Consider the following 25664-nt stretch of genomic DNA (forward strand, 5'->3'; position numbering starts at 1 on the left):
TTGATATAGTAGACCTATGAAAAAATTAATCACAAGCGAAGTTTTTAAGTATCTCTTTTTTGGTGTTCTAACAACTCTTGTCTACATGGGAACACGTTTAGTTATCTTTTCACTGACAAGTTCTGCAACTTTCTCAGCTGTTATTGCCAATATTGTTGCCATTTTATTTGCCTTCTTTACTAACGATTATTTTGTTTTCAATCAAGTTCGTAAAGGTTGGTTTGAGCGTTTAGTCAAATTTACCATTGCACGTTTGTCAACACTCATTTTAGATTTAGCTTTGGCATTCTTTTTGGTCACAAAATTCCCGCACATCATCGGACAATTTGTTAACGACAATATTTCAATGGTCAATGCTATCGAAACTCTCTTTTCTCAAGTATTAATCATCATCTTAAATTACGTCCTTAGCAAATTATTAGTCTTTAAAGACAAAAAATAACACCCAAAGGTGTTATTTTTTTTTGCCTCGTTGTGCCAAAAGTGACAACAAATCGCCTCGTCTACTTTCCATTTTTCCTTGACGCAATTCTTGATAAGTAGCGTTAAAAATAGCTCCTAAAATCAAGATATGGGCAAGAAAGATAAACCATAACATTAATACAAAAATCACAACTGATCCAAATGTTTTAATGTCAACCATTCTTTCAAAGGTTCTTAGAATATAACTACTAAACAAGTTATTCAAGAACACAATGACGACTGAGGTAAAAATGGTTCCAGGTAAGATGTAGCGAAAACGTCGAATTCTGACATTAGGCAGAATAAAATACAGTAACATCAATCCAATAACAATGGTCAAGACAGTCACCGGCTGTGCTAGATTCAAAATCACGGTAGCCATCGTGTCACTTAAATCATAGTATGAATTGATCACTTGCAAAACAGCTTTTGAAAAAGTCGAAAAGATTAAGACGAAAGTCAGTAAGAAAAGAATCAAGAGACTTCCAATTACTCCCACTAATCGACCAATCACAAAATCTCTGTGTTGCGCTACGCCGTAGGCTTTATTAATTGCTTTTTGAAGAGAGGTCAACGATTTAGACATAGTCCAAAATGCTGTTAAAGTGGCAACTCCCAAAATACTACCTGAAGGTTTTGAGAAAATATCAATCGTAATAGCCGATACCGATGGGTAAAGGTTAGTTGGCAAATTTTTCTTCATAAATGCCAACAAAATATTAACATCAATGTTCAGATAAGGGAAAATATTAGCTGCAATGACAATCAGCGGAAAGGCTGTCAGCAGTAAATAATAAGCAACAGCAATTGCTGATAAATCAATCTCAGCACTGCGATAGTGTTTTAAATAAACTTGCAGCGGTTGCCACTCTAATTTAGACCATAATTTGTCTAAGAATTGCTTTCGCTTCATCTTAGTAAGTTCTTTCTTCTCCTTGGCTTGTTAGAATAACAGGACCGTCTTTTGTGATAACAAATTGATGTTCGTATTGACATGATAGCCCACCATCAAGGGTTTTGTGAGCCCAGCCAGTTTTCATGTCAGTATCGATTTCCCATGTTCCTGTATTAATCATTGGTTCAACAGTCAATACCATACCTTCGCGCAAACGAAGTCCACGACCTGCTTTACCATAGTGAGGGACCATTGGTTCTTCGTGCATTGTAGGACCAACACCGTGACCTACCAAATCACGAACGACACCGTAGCCGCGGCTTTCAGCATATTCTTGAATCGCTGCACCGATATCACCAATACGGTTTCCAACGACTGCTTTTTCAATACCGATATAAAGGCATTCTTTTGTGACGTCCATAAGTTCTTTAACTTCTTTTGAAACCTCACCAACCGCATATGCCCAGCATGAGTCAGCCACACCACCAGAATATGATTGCGTGTATTTTTTAACTTGTTCAACGTTATCAAAGTTTAGTTTTGATACGTCAACCACTGACTTATCAAGTGGTTCACTCATAACCATATCAACTTTTAGCAAGTCGCCTTCTTTTAGGATGTAGTGACGTGGAAAAGCGTGAGCCACTTCATCATTAAGACCACAACATGTAGCATATGGGTAATCCATGATTGAACCATCAACACCAATTTGAAGTGGAAGAACATTTTCTTCTTTACAACGGCGACGAACATATTCTTCAACTTCCCACATGTCAACACCTGGTTTAATAACATCACGTAAACCGATGTGGATAGAAGCAAGGAAATCTCCTGCGCGATCCATTGCTTCGATTTCACGAGCTGATTTTAATGTAATCATATTATCTATCTCCTATAATAAACTCTAAAAAGAATCAGTACTCTTAATTATACACTGATAGTCACCAAACTGTCAAAAAGGTAACGTTCTAGTCACTTTTTGATAGAAAAAATTAATTTATTTTTGTCGTTACTAAGGCTTTGGCGACAATTTGATCATCTAAAAGAATTTCAAAATCAATCACCGAGCTACGACGTTTTTCTGTAATAATCCTTGGTTGAATCACCAAACGATCATCAATCTGAACAGCTTGCAAGAAATAAAGCATCAATTGTTCAATAATGATATTCTTTTGATGTTTTTTAGTTAAAACACGAACACTGATTTCTTTGATAAATTCGGTCAGAACACCCTGCGCAAAATTTCCTGCATGGTCAATCATCGCTGGTTCGACGATAAATTGGTAAACACCATCTTCTTGCTTCAAATTAGACAGCATCTGATCACTGTAAGTGTAAGGACTTGAATGCTGTAGGTTCTGTAGATTCTCGACAGCCTGACGGCGTGTAATCACTCCAAGTAAAGTCAAATCTTCTGCTACAACTGGAAGCATATTAAGGTCTTCAAAAATCATTTTTTGACTAATGTTAGCCAGACTTGCTTGCGGTTTAGCGACAATCAAATTGCGAGACATGATACTTTTGATATCAACGTTATTTTCCTTATCAACAACGTCAAACATACTGACAACACCGACAACAAGATTTTTACTATTAACAACTGGAAAACGGACATTCTTGGTTTGCTTAATCAAGGTGTTAAAATCACGCACAGTGTCACCTTCGTGCAAAAATCCATATTCTGCTTTGACTTGATAAACTTGCTCAACCGTTGTCAAATCTGTCTTAATGCGTAGATTAGACAAAGCATGGTTAATCATCGTGGCAACCGTAAACGTATCGTAATTAGTCACCATAACTGGAATACCAAGCTCATCAGCTAGACGAATAACAGCTTCTGAGACAGAAAATCCTCCAGTCACCAAAATGGCATTATGTTTTTCAAGCGCCAGCAATTGGATGTTTTCACGGTCCCCAACAATCAAAAGCCCACCTTTAACCAAATAACGCAAGATATTTTCTTGGGTCATAGCCCCAATTGAAAACTTGCTAAACTCATGGCTAAGTCCAGACTTTCCTGCCAAAACCTCTGAATCACTAATGCGAGCAATTTCTGAATAAGTCAAGCGCTCAATGCGAACGGCAGGTTTCTTTTCGATACGAACCGTTCCACTTCGAGGTCTTGTCTCTACGATACCACGATTTTCGGCTTCTTTGATAGCACGATAAGCGGTCCCATCACTAACATTTAAATGATTAGAAATACTTCGCACACTCACGCGCTTACCAACCGCCAAATTCTCCAGATACTCTAATATTTTCTGATGTTTACTCATAACGATAGTCACCTTTACTCAACTGATAATCAACATAATCGCGCATTTTTCGGCTATAGCGGTCACTTCCCTTGAATTGACGCTTCAACCGAAAACCTGATTTTTGCGCTACTCGCTGACTGGCTATATTTTCTGCATGAGCAATCACATGTAAATTTTGCAGACCTAACTCTTGAAAGCTCAAAAAAGCAAGTGTTTTTAAGCACTCTGTCATTAATCCCTTGCCCCAAAAAGCTTGATTCATAAAATAACCAATTTCTGCTGTCACGTGATTAGAATCAAGTTTTTCAAAACGAATACAGCCAATCATTTTACGAGTTTTTTTGTCTTCAATCGCCCAAACACCGAGCGGTTCCTTCATAAAATAATGAACCATGAGAAAATCACTTTCCTCACGTGTGGCACGACTTGGAAAAATAAAACGAAGATTATCAGGATTGCTACAAATCTCAAAAAAATCCTGACTATCCTTGTATGTAAAAGGACGTAAATACATGCGTTCTGTTTCAAAAGAGGCATAACGTCCTAAACGCGTCCAAATATCCATGTCCTTATTATAACACACGACTTTAAAATTTGGTTTAGCAGAATTCAAACAAAAAAGAAGCCCTAAGGCTCCTTCTTATTCTTCGATTAATTTAATATCAGCACCTAAGGCTGTCAATTTTTCGATAATATTTGAGTAACCACGTAAAATAAATTCAACGTTGGTAATTTCTGTTTGACCTTCTGCCATCAAACCAGCTGTCACAAGAGCTGCACCAGCACGCAAGTCTGACGCTTTAACAGGTGCTCCTGTCAATTTATTAGGTCCTTGATAAGCAATACGTCCGCCAACAATTGAAATATCCGCACCCATTCTCACCAATTCAGCGACGTGGTTAGTACGTTTTTCATAGATGGTATCCAAAATCGTACCACGACCTTCTGCCACTAACAACAATGGTGTGATTGGTTGTTGCAAATCAGTTGCAAAACCAGGATATGGTGATGTTTTCACTGATACAGCTTTTAGAGTTGACTGTTTTTCAACAAAAATAGCATCTTCTTCAACCGTCATACGAACACCCATTTCTTCGAGTTTTGCAATATAACTCTCTAAGTGTTCATAAAGGACGTTAGTGATGCGAACACCTTCACCGATTGCTGCTGCCATAGCAATATAAGTACCTGCTTCAATACGGTCAGGAATCACTTGATGACGTGTTCCATGAAGGCTTTCAACCCCTTCAATAGTGATAACATCAGTACCTGCACCACGTACGTGAGCCCCCATATTGTTCAACAATGTCGCAACATCAATAATTTCTGGTTCACGAGCGGCATTTTCGATGATAGTACGACCTTTAGCTTTTGTCGCAGCAAGCATAGTGTTGATTGTTGCACCAACACTAACAGTATCCATGTAGATGTGAGCTCCATGAATTGGTTCACCATCTGTTGCAAGGCGCATAGCTTCGCCTTCATAAGATACTTGAGCTCCCATAGCTTCAAAAGCTTTCAAGTGAAGGTCAATTGGACGAGGCCCAAGATCACATCCACCTGGAAGTCCAACAGTCGCTTCACCAAATCGGCTAAGCAAACTACCATAGAAATAATAAGAAGCACGCAAGCTATTGATTTTTCCATATGGCATTGGTTGATTTTTAACACCACGTGGATCGATTTCAAGCGTTTCGCCTTCTCGCTTAATCTTAGCTCCCATCACTTCCATAATCTCAATCAAACTATCAACATCGGAAATGGCAGGAACTCCATCCAAAATAACAATATCATCAGATAGAATAGCTGCTGGAATCAAAGCCACAACACTATTCTTAGCACCCGAAATAGCAACCTCTCCCTTTAAAGGTTTGCCACCATTAATAACAATTTTACGCATACATTCAAAACTTTCTGCTAGAATTCAACCTTTACATTTTATCATAGATTATGGCATTTGACAAACTGATTATGGTGAATATTTTGACACTTTGTTAAGATTTTGTCATATTTTTTCGTGTTTTAATATCATAAGCAGAAACTACTACTTTTATTTTTCAAACTTTTTTAGTCAAAAAACTTTAAAATCAAGGTTAAACCTGTTTCAAATGTCTACTTTATGGCAAGTGTAACAAACTGATGGACTTTATTAAAAATATTGGTCAGCTATTTAACCTCTTCTTTAACAATCGGTATCCACAAAGCCATTTCATAATCTTCAGCGTGAATATCTCCTTCTGCATAAACTTCAAAATCTGGAGCACCAGAGTGGCGATAACCATTTTCTGGAAAAAATACTTCAAGAACATATTTCCAGGCTTCGTGAATAGCCTCTGGAACATTGCCTCTGACTGGAACAATCGCATACTGCGTTTCTGCTACTTCTAAAAGACTCAAGCCCAACTCTTGTGCCTTTTTCTTATCTGTAACATCATATCCCGCTAAGTAATTAAGTCCCACACCAGATGAGAGCTCTGAGCAGACACCAAAACTTTGACCATTTCCTAATGCTTTTAAATCAGCAATATCAAATTTAGCATAGAGTTCATCCCAAACTCCTGGGCAATCTTTACTTTCAATCTGCGATGCTAAAACACCAGCAACCGCAAAAGCCGCTTTCTTTTCAATTGTGATATTCATAGACTTACCTCCACTTACCGTTAATGATAAGTAAACTTTTGGAAATACTTTGTAGGGCATTCCCTTACGAACTTCAGTTGGCGTTGAACCGTGGAATTTTTTAAAAGCTGCGCTAAAACTATCCGCAGAATCATAACCATATTTCATAGCAATATCAATCACCTTATCAGATGACATCTTCAAATCATTAACCGCTTCTGATAATCTACGCTTACGCAAATACTCCGATAAGGTCATATCTGCCAAGACAGAAAATAAGCGAGAAACATAGCATAGGAATATCCTGATAAGTGTTGAACTTTTTGTTTATCAATTTCGGTCGTTAATACACTTTCAAGGTAAGTCATTGTTTGATTAAATCGTGAAATCATTACCCTCACCTCCTACTGTATAGTCTAGCAAAAGATTGAAAGATTTTCCCATTATTTTTAAAACAAAAAATCTAGGATAAAAAAACGCCGCACTATCAGTGCAACGTTTCTATATTTATTTTACAGCTTCTTTCAAAGCATCGACTTTATCAAGTTTTTCCCATGGAAGATCGATATCTGTACGTCCCATGTGTCCGTAAGCAGCTGTTTGACGGTAAATTGGACGTTTCAAATCAAGCATCTTAATGATACCTGCTGGACGAAGGTCAAAGACTTCACGAACAGCAGCTTCCAATTTGCTTTCAGCAACTGTGTTAGTACCAAATGTATCAACACGAACTGAAACTGGATGTGCCACACCGATAGCATAAGCTAATTGCACCTCTGCTTTGCTTGCAAAACCAGCAGCAACAATATTTTTAGCGATGTAACGTGCAGCGTATGATGCAGAACGGTCAACTTTTGTAGCGTCTTTACCAGAGAAAGCACCACCACCATGACGTGCATAACCACCGTAAGTATCAACGATAATCTTACGACCAGTCAAACCAGAATCCCCTTGAGGACCACCGATTACGAAACGACCAGTTGGATTGATGAAGAATTTAGTCTTGTCATCAAGGTATTTAGCTGGAATAACTGCTTTGATGACTTTTTCAATCACGTCATTGTGAATTTGTTCGTTGGTTGCTTCTGGGTCATGTTGAGTTGAGATAACGACAGTATCGACACGAACTGGTTTGTCATTTTCATCATACTCAACTGTAACTTGTGATTTCGCATCTGGGCGAAGGTATGAAATTTCGCCTGATTTACGCAAATCTGCCAATTTTTTAACCAATTTATGAGAAAGTGAAATTGGTAATGGCATCAATTCTGGTGTTTCATCAACAGCAAAACCAAACATCAAACCTTGGTCACCAGCACCAATCAAATCAAGTGGATCTTGATCAGCATTTCCACGAACCTCTAATGCTTCGTTAACCCCTTGTGCGATATCAGGTGATTGTTCAACCAATGATGGATGAACCCCAACTGATTCAGCAGCAAAGCCGTACTCAGCATTTGTATAACCGATTTCTGCGATAGTATCGCGAACAATACGGTTAATATCAACATAAGCTGTTGTTGAAATTTCTCCAAAAACATGGACTGACCCAGTGTATACAGCTGTTTCTGCTGCAACGTGTGCATCAGGATCTTGTTCCAACACAGCATCTAAAATAGCATCTGAAATTTGGTCTGCAATCTTATCTGGATGCCCCTCAGAAACTGATTCAGACGTGAAAAGTTTACGTTCTGACATAAAAATGTCCCCCCATATCATTAATTTTTCATTTTAATACCTATAGGCATTAAAATGTCGGGAATTTTTCCCTTTCGAAACCTCCACATTAAAAGTAGACATTTCTAATGAGTTACAAAGTACCAATCTAAATCATCTAAAAAGAGATGGCGCGGTCAATAGCGTGTTAGTCAAGTCAGCGAAATCGCAGATAATACTGAAGTATATCAAGATGAGCTAACGAAGAAGAACACACTATTAAACCGCCAGATTGTCTTATCGGGACTCATTAACTAGAATATTGTACCACGTTTTACCCAAATTGCCTATAGAAAAATTCTTACCATTTCGTAACAAATTCATTTTTCATTAAGAATATTTAGAAAAAATATATTATACTATTGGTATGAAAACCTACGAAAAAATTTATCATTATTTACAAAACCAAAATGATTACATTAGCGGAGAGACTTTGGCAAATGAATTCGAACTGTCACGCACCGCTATTTGGAAAGCCATCAAGACTTTAGAAGAAAAAGGCGTTCAGATTGATTCTGTTAAAAAACGTGGCTATAAAATTCTCTCAGGTGACTTGCTACTTCCAGAAATCATTTCTAAAGATTTAAAGATAGCTGTTAGTCTCAACGAAAAAAGCCAATCAACTCAATTAGATGCTAAAAATCATTTAGATGAAGATAAAGAAGCACACCTCTACTTAGCTCCAAGTCAAGAGCAAGCTAAAGGAAGATTTGGTAGACAATTTTTTGCCTCAAAACAAGGTGGCATTTATATGTCACTTCACCTTAAACCAAATGTTCCTTTTGAAGAAGTAAAACCCTATACGCTTATGGTGGCATCTAGTGTTGTTAAAGCCATTTCGCGACTAACTGGCATCGAAACAGACATCAAATGGGTCAATGACATCTATTACAATGGTAAAAAAATCGCTGGCATTTTAACTGAAGCTATCTCATCGGTTGAAACTGGCTTGATTACCAATGTCATTATCGGCGTTGGCATTAATTTTCACATTACGGATTTTCCAGATGATATTTCCAAAAAAGCTGGCTCACTTTTTTCTGAGCAACCTAGCATCACGCGCAACCAACTCATCACCGAAATTTGGAAACTCTTCTTCACTATTCCAGAAAAAGATTTAATCAAAGTTTACAAAGAAAAATCACTTGTCTTAGATAAACAAGTGACTTTTACAGAAAATGATTGTCTATACTCAGGAATCGCCCAAGACATTACCAATCAAGGGCACCTGATTGTCAAACTTGACAATGGTCAAGAAAAATTGCTTCGTAGCGGTGAAATCAGTCTTTCTTCTTGGTAGTTGATGTTAGGGTCTGCAAGACCTTATCAACCGTGTAGGCACGTTGAAGGTCACGTAGCAAAAATAACCCCCAAAAGAAAGCAAAGAAATAATCACCATTAAATAAACATTCATTAAAAAAGTAGGTTTCAAAGGCGCACATGAGTGCCATTAAAATAAAACGTTTTATAGTCATATCTTTATTATAGCATAGATAGCTGCTTTTAGCAGTTTTCGCTGGCACGATTTCACGTTAAAAGGAAGTTTCGATTGAAACTTCCTTTTAATCTTCTACTTTGTTAATTTTATCTGCTAGAAAGTCAAAACCTTCTGGAATGAAAGAGTCATCTTTAACTTCTTCCTCTACTGGGTTTTGCTTTTTCTTTTTAAGATTTTGAGCAAATTCAGTTCGGATGCTGTTAAAGTCCTTTCGAGGCACAGCCAAAATATTTGGTGAGAAACCAGCAGCTTTACTCATGATATTACCAAACATGTCATTAAGGTCTGTTCGTTTCATGGCTTGCTCAGCATTAAAGGCTGCATCAAAAGCTAAAATGGCATTTTCGCTATTGGCAAGAACTGGTTCAGAACCAAGCAAAAGTGCGCGGTCTTGAGCTGAAATGCTATCCAAAATTTCATTCCAAGCGCCTTTAAGGGCTTCAAGATACTCTCTTGATTTCTGACTATCAACAATCGTTTCTTCCATGATGTTTAAAATCTTGACGCGGTCAACCTTGTAGCGATAGCTAGAATTTGCTTTTGGACGCTTGGTTGATTTTGGTGAAATCGCAGAGCTGTCCAGATTAGCTAGTTGATTTTTCAAGTCTTTAATTTCTGACTGTAGTCTAGCTAACTCATCTGACAATCCTTCTGGAACCTGAGCTAGAGCAGTTTGTTTCCCTGATTCTGACAATTGAATGGTCAACATTTCGGCATAAATCTTAGGCTGAACACCGTTTTTTATTTCAGGTAAGGCTTTGGTCACCAAGTCAATCATCGCAAAAATACGCTCTTGTTGAACATTAGCCAAATTCTCTTGAAAAACTTGACTCGTATGGGTATTTTCACCACCGCTTTGAACCACTAATAAATCACGAAGATAGTTCAATAAATCTGTCGCAAAACGACTCATGCTCTTGCCACTATCGAAAATTGTTTCAAGATTTGTCAAAGCTTGGCTAGTTTGATTGGCTAAAATATTTGCTACAAAATCATCCAAAGCTGTCATTGAAATACTGCCTGTGATTTCTTCAGCAATGCCAAGTGAGATATGATTATCACTTGTAAGACTTAGTGCTTGGTCAAGAATAGATAAAGCATCACGCATTCCACCTTCTGCGCAGCGTGCAATCAAGGTCAAAGCATCTTCTTCGTATGTAATGCCTTCTTTGCCAAGAATATTAGCCAAATGGTCTCGAATAGCCGCTAATTTAATAGCTTTAAACTCAAAACGTTGAACACGTGACAAAATTGTCGCAGGAATTTTATGCAGTTCAGTAGTCGCTAAGATGAAAACAACATTTTCTGTTGGTTCTTCTAAGGTTTTTAGAAGCGCATTAAATGCCCCCGTTGAAAGCATGTGAACTTCATCGATGATATAAACTTTATAAGTGGCACGACTTGGTGCATAGGTTGACTTATCACGAATTTCACGAATTTCATCAACCCCATTATTAGACGCCGCATCAATCTCAATGACATCTTCAAGACTACCATTTGTAATATCACGACAAATATCGCAATGATTACATGGTTCACCATTGACCTGGTGAGGGCAGTTCATAGCCTTTGCAAAAATTTTAGCGGCACTGGTTTTACCAGTTCCTCGTGGACCTGAAAACAAGTAAGCATGGCTGATTTTGCCAGAAGAAACTGCTTGTTTTAAAGTCGTTGAAATAACCGTTTGCCCAACCATTTCATCAAAGGTTTGGCTACGGTATTTTCGATAGAGGGCTTGATACATTATTTTTCAACTCCAAACATATCTAGATTCCAATATGATTTTTCGACAAGAATAGCTGCAAATTTTTCAAGATACTCTTGGTCAACAGCATCATAATCATCTGTCAAACGTGAATCCAAATCTAAAACACCAACAAGTTTGTCATCTTTAACCATTGGAACAACGATTTCACTCATGGCAGCAGAATCACATGCAATGTAGTTGGCGTGTTTTGTCACATCTGCAACAATCATTGTTTCTCGTTTAGCTGCTGATTCTCCACAAACACCTTTACCAAGTTTAATATGTACGCAAGATACCCCACCTTGGAATGGCCCAAGAAGCAACTCTTCACCATTGAAAAGGTAAAAGCCAGTAAAAACAGAATTTGGCAAAGTCATCTTCAAGAGCGCACTTGCATTTGAAAGGTTAGACAACAAGTTTTTTTCGTTAGCAAACAAAGCCTTTGCTTGCGCTAACATGATTTCATAATTCTCAATTTTCTTAGTATTTTCCATAAGCTTAATTATATCAAAAAAAGCCTACTTCGTCATACTTTGAAAAAATGATATTTTGGTGAATTTGACGTAAAAAAGAGCTGAGACAATGGCATCTCAACTCAGTTTATATTAAAATGACTGCTTAGTTTGGTTGCCTACTGCTTAATACTTTATTGCCAATAACTTGGACGATTTTTTTCGTAGGCTGAAATCAACTCTTCATATTGAAGAGTAATGCCGATATCATCAAGACCAAGAACAAGCTTACGTTTCCACTCACCATCGATATCAAATGGAAAATCGCCAGCTGATGATTTGATGACTTGATTTGGTAAATCAATGGTAATTTCTTCTCCTGCTGGTAGGGCTGCTAACTTTTGACGCACTTCCAATGGTTGAACAATGGGAAGCATGCCATTTTTTAATTCATTATTGTAATGAATGTCTGAAAACGAACCCGCAATCACACAACGAAAACCATAATCTTCAAGCGCCCAGGCAGCATGTTCACGTGATGACCCTGACCCAAAATTATCTCCAGAAATTAAAATCGTCGCATCACGATATTCAGGCTGATTAAAGATAAAATCAGGATTTTCATCGTAATTATCATTAAGGTAGCGCCATTCAAAGAGGAGATTTTTTCCGAAACCTTTTTTATCAACAGCTTTTAAAAATTGCTTTGGAATCAGTTGGTCAGTGTCAATATTATCATTCATCAAAGGGACAGACTTCCCTGTATAGACGGTAAATTTTTCCATGGTCTCTCTCCTTTATTCTACTTCTGATAGTTGACGAACATCTACAAATTTACCAGCAATCGCTGCCGCTGCCGCCATGGCAGGACTACAAAGATGTGTCCGAGCTCCAAAACCTTGGCGCCCTTCGAAGTTACGGTTACTTGTTGAGGCACAATGTACACCTTCTGGCACATGGTCTGGGTTCATTCCAAGACACATTGAACAGCCTGGCTCACGCCATTCAAAGCCAGCATCCAAGAAAATCTTATCAAGTCCAAGGCGCTCTGCTTCTTTCTTAACAGGTCGAGATCCTGGAACAACGATAGCTGTCAAATTTGGAGAAATGTGTTTTCCTTTGACAATTTTAGCTGCTAATTGAAGGTCTGAAAGTCGAGCATTGGTACAAGAACCGATAAAGACATAACCAAGGTCAATATCTTCTGCTTTCTCACCCGGTTTCATGTCCATGTAGTGATAGGCACGTTCGTCATTCATGTCTTTGATTTCTGGGAATGGTTGACCAAATTCAACACCCATTTCAGGGTTTGTCCCCCAAGTCACCATAGGTGCCAAGTCAGAAACATCGATAGTGATTACCTTGTCGTACTCTGCATCAGGATCAGAAACTAATGTCTTCCAATCTTCTACAGCTTGCTCAAATTTATCACCTTTTGGTGCAGCCTCACGACCTTTCACATAATCAAATGTCTTTTGATCTGGGTTCATCAAGCCCATTTTAGCACCAAATTCAATCGACATATTGGCAATGGTCATGCGTTCATCCATTGAAAGAGCATCAATAGCTTCACCACAATATTCGACCGCATAACCCACGCCAGCATCAACACCGTATTTAGCAATCAAAGCCAAAATAAAGTCTTTTGAATAAACCCCATTTTGTGGTTTTCCGACAAACTCGACCTTCATTTTTTTAGGTTTCACTTGCCAAATGCATTGTGTCGCAAACACATGCTCCACTTCTGATGTTCCAATACCAAAAGCAATAGCTCCAAAAGCGCCATGTGTCGCCGTATGGCTGTCCCCGCAGACAATAAATTTGCCAGGTTGACTGCGTCCTGTTTCCGGACCAACCATATGAACAATCCCTTGACGTTCGCTTCCATGTGTTGCTGCGTCAATACCAAATTCTTCAACGTTTCTTGCAAGAGTGTCAATTTGATTTTTTGAAATCAAATCACGAATATTGAAAATGTCAACCGTTGGAACATTATGGTCAGTTGTTCCAAATGTTAACTCTGGACGACGCACTTTACGATCAGCATCTCTAAGACCTTGAAAGGCCTGCGGACTTGTTACTTCATGAATATAATGCTGATCAACATACATAAGCTGTGGTTCACCTTCTTCGCCAGTAATCACATGACGTTCCCAAAGCTTATCAAAAATCGATTTTCCGCTCATATTTTCCTCCACTGTCTTTACTCTTATCTTTTTAGTATTTAGTGCCACACGACTGAAATCCAATAAATAAAAGCAATATCAATAATAATCCCTAAATACCAAGATGCTTTAAAATACCACTTTAATGTTTTGTGATGAAATATCTTTCCACCAAGAAAAGCTCCAAGACCACCAAGCAAGATACTTTCCCACAACAATGTCTTTTCAGGAATTCGCCAATGGCCAGACTTAGCTTTTTGTTTATCAACCCCATAAGTGATAAAAACAAAAACATTCCAAAAGATAAAAGCAAGGACTGTATAATCTTTTAAACTCATAGATTTGCAATAATGGCTGCTGTCATTTCTGCTGTTGTTGCCTGACCACCTAGATCACGTGTCAAAATACCTTGATTAAAGGTCTTGTCGACAGCTTCTTCAATCATTTCTGCCCCAGCAAGTTCCCCGAAACTTTCACGAAGCATCATCGCAACAGACAAAATCATGCTGACTGGATTTGCAATACCTTTGCCAGCAATATCTGGTGCTGAGCCATGAATTGGTTCATAAAGACTTGGCCCATTTTCTGAATGGCTAGCTGAAGGCATTACGCCAAGAGTTCCTGGAAGCACGCTTGATTCATCAGACAAAATATCACCAAATAAATTTTCAGTTACCACAACATCAAAACGTGATGGATTAGTAATCATAATCATGGCTGCGCTATCTACCAATTGGTGTTCCAAAGTCACATCTGGGAATTCTAGCGCCACTTCTTCAGCTACTTTTCGCCATAACTTTGAAGTTGCCAAAACATTTTGTTTGTCAATGCTAGTCACTTTTTTGCCACGAACTTGTGCCAATTCAAAAGCTTTTCGAATGATGCGACGGATTTCTTGAGCAGAATAGTCATTGATATCACGCGCAGCTTCATCTTCTAATTTGTGTTCACCAAAATAAATTCCACCTGTCAATTCACGAACCACCACAAAATCAACCCCTTCAATGCGTTCAGGTTTTAATGGTGACAAGTGTTTGAGAGCATCAAAAATACGAACAGGACGGATATTAGCAAACAGATTCAATTCTTTACGAATAGCAAGCAACCCTTGTTCAGGACGAACTGTTGCATTATCGTATTTCGGTCCACCAATAGCTGCTAACAAAATAGCATCCGCAGCTTTGGCAGCATCCAATGTATCTTTTGGTAGGGGATGACCGCAAGCGTCAATCCCTGCACCACCAAAAGGTTTAGCATCGATATCATAATCAAATCCAATCTTATCAGCAACAGCTTCAAGAACTTCAAGACCAGCTGCCATGATTTCTGGTCCGATACCATCACCAGCCAATGTCACAATTTTTTTAGTCATCCTTGTATCACTCGCAAGAAAATACGTTACTTGCTCTATCCTTTCTTAATCATTTGTTGGCACATCACGGAATGAAACAGCTTTGCCAATTTCTCCCGCATTTTCCTTTTGAACCAAAGCATTAGCATTCACATAAGCAATGGCACCAGCTTTAAGAACATCGAAATCAATACCTGAGGCGTTAAAAATAGTACCTGTATCATCATTCTCAACTGAAACGGATACGCGCGCTTGAGAATCGATACCATCTGTCACGGCATCCATTGTGTAGCTTAGTAGACGAACTTTTTGGTTGAAGAATTTATCAACGGCATTATAAACAGCCTCAACTGAGCCTTTACCATCAGCTGTTACATCGACTTCTTCGTCCTCAGCATTAATCATTGTCACCTCAGCAGTAACCGTTTCGTCTGGATTAGACGTCAATTTCAAATCACCAAAATGGAAACCTTCTGGATTTTCGATTTCTGTTCCAGCAACCAAAGCACGGATATCAGCATCTGTAATTTCTGTTTTCTTATCAGCCAACTTTTTGAATTTACCAAAGAGTGGTTTAATTTCAGCCTCTTCAAACGCAATTTCCAATTCTTTTAATTTTTCAACAAAAGCGTGTCGACCTGAAAGTTTTCCAAGAGGAAGTGAGTTGTGCTTAACCCCAACAAGCTCTGGTGTAATGATCTCATAAGTAAGTGGATTTTTAAGCACACCATCTTGGTGAATCCCTGATTCGTGTGAGAAGGCATTTCCACCAACAACTGCTTTATTTTTAGGAATTGGAATACCTGAGAAGCGAGAAATCAATTCTGAGGTGTTAACTGTTTCATTAAGAACAATATCTGACGTTGCTTGATAGTAATCTTCGCGGATATTAAGAGCTACTGCAACTTCTTCAAGGGCAACGTTACCTGCGCGCTCACCGATACCATTGACCGTACCTTCAATACGTCCTGCACCATTTTTAATAGCAGCAAGTGTGTTAGCTGTTGCCATCCCAAGGTCATCGTGACAGTGCGGACTAAAGATAATTTCACGGTCAGATGTTACATTTTCAATAAGGTATTTGAAAATATGACCAAACTCTTCAGGCGTTGTAAACCCAACAGTATCAGGAATATTAATGTAAGTTGCGCCAGCATCTACCGCTGTTTGAACTACTTGAAGAAGATAATCAAGTTCCGTTCTAGTAGCATCTTCTGGAGAAAATTCTACCACATCAAATTTACTACGCGCATAAGTTACATGTTCTTTGATAATATCAAGAATTTCTTCTTTTGTCTTTTTCAGTTTGTATTCACGGTGAATTGGACTTGTCGCGATGAAGACGTGACATTGCGGGTATTTAGCATCTTTCAAAGCTTCATAGCAAGCATCGATATCGGCTTTGACTGAACGAGCCAATCCTGACACCGCTGTTGTTGTCATAGCTTCAGCAATTTGGCGAACAGCTTCAAAAGAATCTGGGCTGGCAGCTGGGAACCCAGCCTCAATTGATGCAATGCCCCATTTTTCAAGTTGCTTAGCAATCGCAACTTTTTCTTTAACTGAAAAATTCACCCCTGGCGTTTGTTCGCCATCACGAAGAGTGGTATCAAGAAATTCAACTTTACGCATAGTAACCTCTTTCTAATTCTAGCAAAAACAATAAGATAAAAATAAAAACATCTCACGGTCAAGCGAGATGTTTTTATCCCGCTTGGTAAGCCAAACAGGACTAATGCTTATGCTGCACTAGCCCTCATTACGCAATAGCAAGACTGTCATTGTTGCGAATGTCATTGACTTATTTTCCCTTCGATGTTTTTCGTTTTTTAACATAATACCCCTTTCTAAGGTAAAAGTCAACAGAATAATCTAAATAAAATAAATTTTCTGAAAATAATTACTAAAAGTAAAAAGAGCTGGATTTTCCAGCCCTTCACTTATTCTTCATTTTCTTTCAAAATTGCAGCAATTTTAGTGTTGATAAGGTCAATCGCGACAACGTTTGAAGCACCTTCTGGGATGATGATGTCAGCATAACGTTTGGTTGGTTCGATAAATTGGTGGAACATTGGTTTAACCACAGAAGTGTATTGTTCAATAACACTATCAAGGCTACGTCCACGTTCTTCCATATCACGTTTAATACGACGGATGATACGGATATCGTCATCAGTATCAACAAAAAGTTTGATATCCATCAAATCACGAAGACGTTTGTCTTCAAGAACCAAGATACCTTCAACGATGATAACATCTTGAGGTTCTTGACGATATGTTTTTTCACTACGAGTGTGTAGTGTGTAGTCGTAAATTGGAATATCTACTGGGCGACCTGCAATCAATTCATTGATGTGTTCAATCATCAAATCAGTATCAAAAGCAAGTGGGTGGTCATAGTTAGTTGAAACACGCTCTTCAAAAGTCAAATGGCTTTGATCTTTGTAGTAAGAATCGTGTTGAATCATAGCAATTTTTTGGTCTTGGAAGTTAGCCAAAATTGCTTTAGAAACACTGGTTTTTCCGCCACCAGAACCACCAGTCACACCAATAATAATAGGTTTTTTACGCATTTATTACTCCAAATAAAAAATATTTCCTATCTATTCTACTACTTTTTTTAAAATTTTCAAACATTGAAATCCCTTACTTGCCCCTTAAATAAAAAAAGTTAGCTTTTTCTATGTTATAATGAAGTAAAGACTAGATAGAATAGAAAAGGAAACCTATGATTTCACAATTTCCACAAGTTTGGCAGGAACAGCTAAAATCACTTAGCTTTTCAGAGCTGACAGACATTCAAAAACAGGTATTTGAACCTATTTCACAAGGAGATAACTTACTCGGCATTAGCCCGACTGGTACTGGTAAAACCCTAGCTTATCTCTTTCCCGCACTTCTAAAATTAAAGCCTAAAAAATCTCAGCAATTGCTTATCTTAGCTCCAAATACCGAGTTGGCTGGGCAAATTTTTGAAGTTACAAAAACATGGGCTGAGCCATTAAACCTGTCTACACAACTCTTTATTTCTGGCTCAAGCCAAAAACGTCAAATTGAACGTTTGAAAAAAGGTCCTGAAATTCTTGTCGGAACACCAGGTCGTGTCTTCGAACTCGTTAAACATAAAAAAATCAAAATGATGAACGTTGATACAATCATCTTAGACGAATTTGACGAATTGCTTAGCGATTCACAATATCACTTTGTTGAAAATATCGTTCACCGTGTTCCGCGCGACCATCAAATGATTTACATGAGCGCAACAGATAAAGTTGATCCTGAAGTTTTAGCTGAAAATACGATTACTATCGATCTTTCTGACCAAAAACTTGACCAGATTGCTCACTACTACATTTCAGTTGACAAGCGTGACCGTGTTGAATTGCTTCGTAAATTCGCAAACATTCCTGATTTTCGTGGTCTCGTCTTCTTCAATAGCCTTTCAGACCTCGGTGCAGCTGAGGAACGCTTACAGTTCAACCGTGCTTCTGCTGTTTCTTTAGCCTCAGATATCAACGTAAAATTCCGTAAAGTCATCCTTGAAAAATTCAAGAATCATGATATCTCACTTCTTCTGGGAACAGATTTGGTGGCACGCGGTATCGATATTGACAATCTTGAATATGTCATCAATTTTGAAGTTGCTCGTGATAAGGAAACTTACACACACCGTGCTGGCCGTACAGGACGTATGGGAAAATCAGGTGTTGTTATCACATTTGTCAGCCACAAAGAAGACTTGAAAAAACTTAAAAAATTCGCTGATGTCTCAGAAGTTTATCTTAAAAAACAAGAACTTCATTTGAAATAATAATATCTAAAAATGCATAGCCATCTAGGCTATGCATTATTTTTTATTCTTGTACGTGTTTTCGATTTTCCCAAATAAGAGAAACACCTGCTAAGATTATAAATCCTAATGAAACTAAGAATGATTCTGATTGACTAGATGTCGTAGGAAGATAAGCAGTCTCTTTGGATTGTTTAAGTGGCGAAGCAGATTTTCCTGCTAAACCTCGTTTATTCACCCCTAGTGCTACTACCTCTCCTCCTTTCTCACTGGCACTTTGAGTTCTCATCGATTGTGGTGGTGTTTCACTCTTAATAACCTCTTTTGGAATGAAATCATTAAGCTCAGTTTGAGTAGATGTGGTTTGCTTTTCTTTTCCATCAAGCTCAGCTTCTGCCGCTTTTAGGTTAGCTAAGGCAGCATCGACCTCACCTTGAGTTGCTTCTGAGTTGCTCAAAACAGCTTGCGCTTCGACTAAAGCTTGATTATAGGCTGTTTTTGCTGGTTCACTTGCATTTTTATATTTAGCTGATGTGACTTTCAAGACTTTTGATTTGTTTGAAAGATTTGAAAGTGCTCGGAAATCTGTTGCTTTTCCATCAAGAGCTTCACGCGCAGATTTCAATTTTTTCAATGTCGCATCAACTTCTTCTTGGGTTACTGAACCTTTTGCAAGCACTAAGTTCGCTTTACGGTGCTGAGTGTCATAAGTGGTACGTGCTGCGACTCCAGCATTGTAATAAGCTGGGTCTTCTTGTTCTGCTTGAAACTGACTATCTTCTTCAGTCAATGCCTTAAAGTCTGTCGTTTTGCCATCTAAAGCTTCAATAGCATCTTGTAATGTTTGAAGTGCTGCATCAACTTCAACTTGTGTGTATTTTCCTGACAAAATGGCTTGCGCGCTTGTCAATGCATCTCGATAAGCTAAGAGTTTTTCTAGTGAAGCATTATAATAACGCGCTTCATTTTCAATACCATTTATTGCTTGTGTCGCCGCAATCAAAGCAGTTTTATCAATAATACTAAAAGCAATATGATTTTGTTTTCCATAAACAACTGTGAAATGTGGATCCTCATAAAGCTCATAACCAACTGGAAGTGGCAATTCTAATGTGTAGTCTCCAACATATACGTTTTTACCATAATCTTTCTTAGCATATCTTGCTGCTGGAATAACTGTCAGTTTGCCATTTTTATTTGAAATAGAAACTGTTGTACTTTTTGGAAGTTCCTTATCAAAATCAAGTACCAATGCTGCCTGATTACGCATATGAACATAGAAATTCACTGTTTTGTAACTATCCGCATCTGAAAGCTTAATAATTTGGCTAGTTGGACCAGCTAATTCGGCAGCATCTGTATCATAAAGTGCAAGTTCTACAGTATAATCACCAAATGGCAAATTAACCGTAGATAAATCATTGCCATAATACTTCAAATCAGTGATAACATTACCATCATGGTCTTTGACAATAAACGTATAATCAACATAACTTGCAACATTTGTCTGACCATCAAGAAGGTTGATTGTAACACGCCCACTTTCATTCCCGACATTGACCAAATCACTAACTTTAGCCGTTTCCGTATTGCCAGCAAAATCTTCTACCACATAGTAAAAATCTTCTAGCGAAGCAGCATCAAGCGGCAAAGTAAACGAGCCATCTGGATTTTGTTCAAGATAAACAGGGGTGTAATGGTCATCGATATAATAAACACGTCCACGTAAAACGCCTGAACCATCATCTAAAGCTTTTCTAGGATTAAAGTTTTGGCTAGCAGCATCATAAGTTGCAGTTGTGATAACTGGATTTTTACGATCGACAATAATATCAAATGCTAAATGTTGAGCTTGTGCACCAATAACGGTTGGATAGTAAGTCAAGACATACTTGTATGAACCATCTGACAAGTCCTTACCGTCCAAATTATCACCATACCAAATCGTTGATGAAAGAGCTGTTGAACCTCTTTCGCTCTTATAATTTTTAACTCCAGAAAAAGTCTCACTTTGCCATAAAGGATGCTCAAAATTGACATCATCTGCTGCATACACCGCAGCGCTAGCATCAGTATAATTTCTTAAAAAGACACCTTTGAAAGCTACGAAATCTTGCTTGCCGTCATTATTTGGTGAGATGGCAAGTCGAGTTGTGCCATTTTCATCCATGTGCAAGACAAAGTCTCCATCATTGTTGGCATAAGTACCGAGAACGATTGGTTTTGAACTATCAGTCGAATTTGTTAGTAAAGCTGTCGTATCATCAGAACCAGAAACAATATGGTCACCATCAATTTCTAGATAAAAACCTTCTTTACCATCAGCTACCAATTTGTAGACAGGATCTTCCACAACAGCTAGATTTTGGAAATCACCTCTAAATCCAACAAACGGAAGGCTGACAACTTCAGCAAAATCAACTGAATCCAAGAAACGAACAAAACCTTCAAGATAATAACCATTTGGCATTTCTTTTGTTAATAGCTCAGCAAACTGACGTGCATCAACAGCAATCGTTACTTTCTCAGAACTATTAGCCTTCACAGTAATAGTTCTACCAGCGATACTTGCCAAGTGTCGTGGTGATAAAGTAATCTTACCATCCTCGACAGCATCTGTTTGAAGATTTGTTTCATAGGTTAATGTCTTATCTTGGTCGCTAATGTTATGAATAGTTACATCAAAATTAAAAGTATCTCCAACATTTCCTAGAGTAATACTGCCGTAACCGTCATCACCTGTCAGATATAAACCAGAACTAATAGCTGATGCTGTGTCAACTAGCCCTGCTCCTTGTTGGCGTGGCGAACTAAATTCACCTGCTTGTTCATCATAATGCGCCTTAGCATTGCTCATAATCAAAGCTTTTACCAAGTAAGCTATTTCGGCATCTGATTTTTCTGGGTATTTTTCCTTGAGGTACTGCTTAACCAAAGCTACAACACCTGTTACGTGAGGAGCAGCCATACTTGTACCACTCATCAAACCGTATTGACCATCATTAAACGATGAATAAATACTTCCTCCGGGTGCTGAAACATCAGGTTTTAACTCACCATCACTCGTCAATCCCCAGCTACTAAAGCTTGAAAAATGCCCAGCTTCGATATTATCAAATTTTTCAAGATTACCACTGAAACGAATTTTATAATTACCGTTTGCAAGAGCATTACCAAATTTATACGGAATAAATACGGCTGGAATAGCAATGGCTGAATCATCAAGAGACATACTGATGTTTGCTCCTTGAGGGTCGTTGTTAAAAATAACGACTCCTTCAGCTCCTTGAGCAATGGCGTTAGCAATTTTTTCAGAGAAGGTTAAACCACCACGCTTAATAAGAGCAATTTTTCCTGTTAAATCAACCCCTTGCACTTCTTCTGCTGTACCTGTACCTACGTAGACATAGTCATAATCTCTACCAATTTCAAATTTCTTTTCACTTTTATTTGGGTCAGAAAATGGGCATCTTCCGTAGTCTAAATCCGCATTATTCTCCATTCCAACAAATGTAATGGCTTGACCTCTGGTATAATCGCTATTGTAAGACGCAACAGAAATGGCTCCTTTTGCTGTTGAAGGATTGCCAACTAAGCCATAATCAATATTTTCAGCAAAAGGTTTTTGATTATCACCAAATGCCCCATCGTTCCCTGCTGAAATAACAACCGTTACACCTGCTCGTTGGGCTGCTTCAATAGCCTCAAGCAGGCTCTCCTCAATATTAGCTGTTGAACCCGTGGTACTACCGAGGCTTAGATTAATAGAATCAGCTCCAAGCTTAACAGCGTCTTCGATTGCTCTAACATACAATGCCGGACCAGTTGTATTTTTCAAATCTGAAAAAACTCGCAAGAAAATGACTTGAGCTTCTGGTGCCACACCATAGATATACTCATCTCCAGCTTTTTGAGTTGGGTTCCCAGCTGCAATCCCTGTAACGTGCATACCATGAGAATCTTCAATTCCCTCTTTCAAATTGGTATTTCCATCAACGTAGTTATAACCGAAAATAACCTTGTCATTAAACCATTTTCCGTAAGTAATGCCTGCAGCAGCTTTAGCCGCATCCATTTCCTCTTGACTCTTGTATTTTGCTTTTGATGGATCTGTGATGTGCAAAACATCATGATCAACATCCAAACCTGAATCAATGATTGCTACAACAGTTCCTTGACCTTTATAGCCGCTCTCCCAAACCTCTGGAACTTTGATTTGCTCATCTGTATCAATACTTTGTGGAGTTTCTGGTTGTTTAGCTTGACTTGCTTCTTGCTGTGATGCCGTGTCAAGTGTTTGATTGCTGACTGTACTGATTTTATCTTGAGTGTTGTCAGTCACTTCATTTTCTGTCGGAAGACTTGCTTCTTGATTGTCAGACAAAGTGACATCACCTTGATTAACAGTCTGAGACAAAACTTCTGATGTTTGTTCTGTAGCAAGCTCAGCTTGATTTTCATCTACCGGCAGACTGCTATCAACTACTTGAACAACTTGCTCTGTTCCCACCTGATTAAGTTGTAGCGCAGAATTAACCTCATCTGCTGCTACATGCCCCGCTAAGAAGACTGCTCCAATCAATACAGAAACCAATCCGACCTTGTACTTTCTCAACGAGAAACGTTCTTTTTTACCCATAAATAAACCTCCAAAAATGGTTATTTCATATTGACGGCTCGTCAATATAAAAGATATTAAAACACAAGTTTATTAAAAAATCAATCATTTTCTGAAAATTCTTTTATTTTTACCATATTTTATAGTTGTAGGTATATATTTAAAACTTTTATAGTCAGATTTATTGACAAACAATGTGATAAATACTGGTGATTACCTTGCTTATAATTATGATACAAAAATTGTATTTTTATTAAAAATATCAAAAAAGTATCCGCTAGGGATACTTTTTCATCGAATAAATAGTTTTATAAGAGTATGACCTTATTTTAGATTGTTAATCACCCGTTCCAAACGTGAAATGGCTTCTACTGGCAAAGCAAGTTTTGGGTTGTTTTGGTTGAATGAAAGCAAATAATTCAAACGGAACTGCATACGTGAACGGATGAGTTGTTTATATTTGCTGTCAAAATGATGAACAGGGTATTCTGCCAAATCCAAATATTGGAAACCTTCGATTGGTCCAAAATCTTTAAACTCAGCATCACCATCAACTAACTTTTCAATAATACCTAAAGAAACTTCTTTCGGAATACTTTGTCCCATGTAAGTACCAGTATTGATGATGTAACAATCAACATCTCCTTCAAATAGTGAACGGAATTTTTGATAATCTTCAACGAGCGGATAAACCCTAAATGGGTTGGCAAATGGTTCGATGACAAGTGTTTGTTTATTTCCTTCAATATTTTCAGCACTTGACCGTTTAGTCATCAAGGTACATCCCATCGTTGCTGCCATGAGAGGGTCATTAACCTTAATCAATGGAGGTAGAGAATCGTCTTTCATAATCCAAAAGATGGCATTAATCGGCTCTTCGATATGGTCAACACGATTTGGTGTCGCAAAACGAGATTTAACCGTTCGACCGTTACCATTTCGGATATCTTCTGTCATCAATTTTTTACGACCATTTTCATCCAAAGTCACCCCGCAGTTTTGAACTGTCACAAAGAAATCTTGTTCAGGATGTCCTGTTGGGTAATCATTTGTCTTATCAAAATATGATGGTTCTAGGGCAATTGATGAGCCATCTTTTTCAGAAATAACAAAAGCATCATCGTGTAGAACTTTGATATCATATTTTCCATTATGTTTAGCGTGAGTCAAAGTAGATTTTCCTGAACCTGACAAACCAAAGAATGAAGCTACATAATCCTTCTGACCTTCTTTTCCTTGGAAAATCTTCAAACCACCGTGGCATGACACGTAACCATTACGTGCAGCTGTTCCCCAGGCAAGTGTCAAAGTCGCTTTCTTCAATTCACCAAAATAATTGAGTCCTAAAATAGCTACACAGTTGTGATTAGTATCAAAATAGACCAAACCATCTGGGTAATCTGGATGAGACCATCTTGGATTAAAGAAGACAAAAATATCATCTTCATTGTAGACCTTAGAAACTTTCAAACGATTTTTGAATTCTTCATCTAGAATTTGGAAATTCAATAACCATGAATAAAGATTATTGACTTCTTCTTCTGGCACCATCAAATGGGCGCGTACCATGAATTTTTCATCTAACCCAACAATAGCATCAGCTTTGTAAAATTGACGACGATGTGCTTGATAGACAGCACTTCTGACAATGGATAACAAACGCTCATCTTCCTCTTCGTCTTGGCCAAAAATTCGACGGGCTTTAGCTGTTCGTCCAACGACTGCACCAGAATTTGTTAACAACACACGAGCATAGGAAGGCAGTCCCAATTCCTTAGTATGAATGACAGGCATGTCTAAAATCACTGTACCTGCAGCATTTGAAGCCAGTTGATATGCCTCTTCTAAGGTTTTAATTGGGTGAACCTGGTTTTCATAAAATGCTGTTTCGACAATAGTTTTTAATGCAGAAAAATACGGACTTGATTTGCGCATTTCTAAAGTTGAAAATTGATTACGTGTTACCATTTTCTACCTCCTATTGTATGGTTAATTTCATTCTACCAAAAAAGTATGCGTTTTCATAATTAAAAGTGTAAAAATATTAGAAAAAAGAAATAATTTCTAAAAATTTTCAAAAAAAGCACAAGTCT

The 25664-nt window shown here is 38.1% G+C and carries 20 protein-coding genes and 1 pseudogene; 3 read left to right on the top strand and 18 right to left on the bottom strand.

Annotated elements, in window-relative coordinates; genetic code table 11:
- Nucleotides 1-16: 16 nt before the first annotated feature.
- On the top strand, nt 17-442 hold the full coding sequence (locus tag SFC32_RS04255; protein ID WP_411049776.1) for a GtrA family protein: 426 nt from the start codon (nt 17-19) through the stop codon (nt 440-442).
- A 12-nt stretch (nt 443-454) separates the two neighbouring features.
- On the opposite strand, the gene SFC32_RS04260 is transcribed toward SFC32_RS04255, so the two are convergent.
- The 7 genes and pseudogenes from SFC32_RS04260 to metK form a co-directional block, all read right to left on the bottom strand.
- On the bottom strand, nt 455-1375 hold the full coding sequence (locus tag SFC32_RS04260) for a YihY/virulence factor BrkB family protein (protein WP_074559668.1): 921 nt from the start codon (nt 1373-1375) through the stop codon (nt 455-457).
- 1 nt (nt 1376) lies between these two features.
- Nucleotides 1377-2237, bottom strand: coding sequence for a methionyl aminopeptidase (locus SFC32_RS04265; RefSeq protein WP_411049777.1), 861 nt, complete (start codon nt 2235-2237; stop codon nt 1377-1379).
- Between the two features lie 112 nt (nt 2238-2349).
- On the bottom strand, nt 2350-3633 hold the full coding sequence (gene spxR, locus SFC32_RS04270; RefSeq protein ID WP_411049778.1) for a CBS-HotDog domain-containing transcription factor SpxR: 1284 nt from the start codon (nt 3631-3633) through the stop codon (nt 2350-2352).
- Nucleotides 3626-4180 (bottom strand): GNAT family N-acetyltransferase, encoded by a 555-nt coding sequence (locus SFC32_RS04275; RefSeq protein WP_411049779.1) that lies wholly within the window; start codon nt 4178-4180, stop codon nt 3626-3628. Before SFC32_RS04275 ends, spxR begins: the two co-directional genes overlap by 8 nt.
- A 75-nt stretch (nt 4181-4255) precedes the next feature.
- Complete coding sequence (locus SFC32_RS04280) at nt 4256-5515, bottom strand: UDP-N-acetylglucosamine 1-carboxyvinyltransferase (RefSeq protein WP_039697159.1); 1260 nt, start codon at nt 5513-5515, stop codon at nt 4256-4258.
- A gap of 266 nt (nt 5516-5781) precedes the next feature.
- Nucleotides 5782-6626, bottom strand: a pseudogene (locus SFC32_RS04285) (effector binding domain-containing protein).
- Nucleotides 6627-6741: 115 nt separating this feature from the next.
- Nucleotides 6742-7932 carry a methionine adenosyltransferase gene (metK, locus tag SFC32_RS04290; protein ID WP_074563374.1) on the bottom strand — a complete coding sequence of 397 codons (1191 nt, stop codon included), beginning with the start codon at nt 7930-7932 and terminating at the stop codon, nt 6742-6744.
- 385 nt (nt 7933-8317) lie between these two features.
- Here metK and birA point away from each other — a divergent pair, with 385 nt between their 5' ends.
- Entirely contained in the window at nt 8318-9250 is a 933-nt protein-coding gene (gene birA / locus SFC32_RS04295; protein ID WP_411050232.1) for a bifunctional biotin--[acetyl-CoA-carboxylase] ligase/biotin operon repressor BirA, read from the top strand.
- On the opposite strand, the gene SFC32_RS04300 is transcribed toward birA, so the two are convergent.
- The 9 genes from SFC32_RS04300 to udk all read right to left on the bottom strand — a co-directional run bounded on the left by SFC32_RS04300 (nt 9231) and on the right by udk (nt 17736).
- Nucleotides 9231-9425, bottom strand: coding sequence for a DUF3272 family protein (locus SFC32_RS04300; RefSeq protein WP_043878416.1), 195 nt, complete (start codon nt 9423-9425; stop codon nt 9231-9233). The genes birA and SFC32_RS04300 overlap by 20 nt on opposite strands.
- Nucleotides 9426-9512: 87 nt before the next feature.
- On the bottom strand, nt 9513-11192 hold the full coding sequence (gene dnaX / locus SFC32_RS04305; RefSeq protein ID WP_411050186.1) for a DNA polymerase III subunit gamma/tau: 1680 nt from the start codon (nt 11190-11192) through the stop codon (nt 9513-9515).
- Complete coding sequence (locus SFC32_RS04310; protein ID WP_411050185.1) at nt 11192-11689, bottom strand: GAF domain-containing protein; 498 nt, start codon at nt 11687-11689, stop codon at nt 11192-11194. The genes dnaX and SFC32_RS04310 overlap by 1 nt, the downstream gene beginning before the upstream one ends.
- A 152-nt stretch (nt 11690-11841) precedes the next feature.
- Nucleotides 11842-12432, bottom strand: coding sequence for a 3-isopropylmalate dehydratase small subunit (gene leuD, locus SFC32_RS04315; RefSeq protein WP_411050184.1), 591 nt, complete (start codon nt 12430-12432; stop codon nt 11842-11844).
- A gap of 12 nt (nt 12433-12444) precedes the next feature.
- Nucleotides 12445-13833 (bottom strand): 3-isopropylmalate dehydratase large subunit, encoded by a 1389-nt coding sequence (gene leuC / locus SFC32_RS04320; protein WP_074601554.1) that lies wholly within the window; start codon nt 13831-13833, stop codon nt 12445-12447.
- A 38-nt stretch (nt 13834-13871) separates the two neighbouring features.
- Nucleotides 13872-14150 (bottom strand): DUF1294 domain-containing protein, encoded by a 279-nt coding sequence (locus SFC32_RS04325; RefSeq protein ID WP_133017605.1) that lies wholly within the window; start codon nt 14148-14150, stop codon nt 13872-13874.
- A complete protein-coding gene (gene leuB / locus SFC32_RS04330; protein ID WP_039697170.1) occupies nt 14147-15184 on the bottom strand; it encodes a 3-isopropylmalate dehydrogenase in 1038 nt (345 codons plus the stop codon). The genes SFC32_RS04325 and leuB overlap by 4 nt, the downstream gene beginning before the upstream one ends.
- A gap of 45 nt (nt 15185-15229) precedes the next feature.
- Nucleotides 15230-16795, bottom strand: a complete 1566-nt coding sequence (locus SFC32_RS04335) for a 2-isopropylmalate synthase (protein ID WP_074563365.1) — start codon at nt 16793-16795, stop codon at nt 15230-15232.
- Between the two features lie 308 nt (nt 16796-17103).
- On the bottom strand, nt 17104-17736 hold the full coding sequence (gene udk / locus SFC32_RS04340) for a uridine kinase (protein ID WP_039697172.1): 633 nt from the start codon (nt 17734-17736) through the stop codon (nt 17104-17106).
- Nucleotides 17737-17891: 155 nt separating this feature from the next.
- Here udk and SFC32_RS04345 point away from each other — a divergent pair, with 155 nt between their 5' ends.
- Complete coding sequence (locus SFC32_RS04345; protein ID WP_411050174.1) at nt 17892-18974, top strand: DEAD/DEAH box helicase; 1083 nt, start codon at nt 17892-17894, stop codon at nt 18972-18974.
- Between the two features lie 43 nt (nt 18975-19017).
- On the opposite strand, the gene SFC32_RS04350 is transcribed toward SFC32_RS04345, so the two are convergent.
- Nucleotides 19018-23592: a S8 family serine peptidase gene (locus SFC32_RS04350; protein ID WP_411050175.1), complete on the bottom strand. Its 4575-nt coding sequence runs from the start codon at nt 23590-23592 to the stop codon at nt 19018-19020.
- A 303-nt stretch (nt 23593-23895) separates the two neighbouring features.
- Nucleotides 23896-25539 carry a phosphoenolpyruvate carboxykinase (ATP) gene (locus SFC32_RS04355; RefSeq protein ID WP_074601545.1) on the bottom strand — a complete coding sequence of 548 codons (1644 nt, stop codon included), beginning with the start codon at nt 25537-25539 and terminating at the stop codon, nt 23896-23898.
- Between the last annotated feature and the right edge of the window lie 125 nt (nt 25540-25664).

This window comes from Streptococcus sp. TATVAM-FAB8 (genome assembly GCF_046592795.1).
GTDB lineage: Bacteria > Bacillota > Bacilli > Lactobacillales > Streptococcaceae > Streptococcus > Streptococcus ruminicola.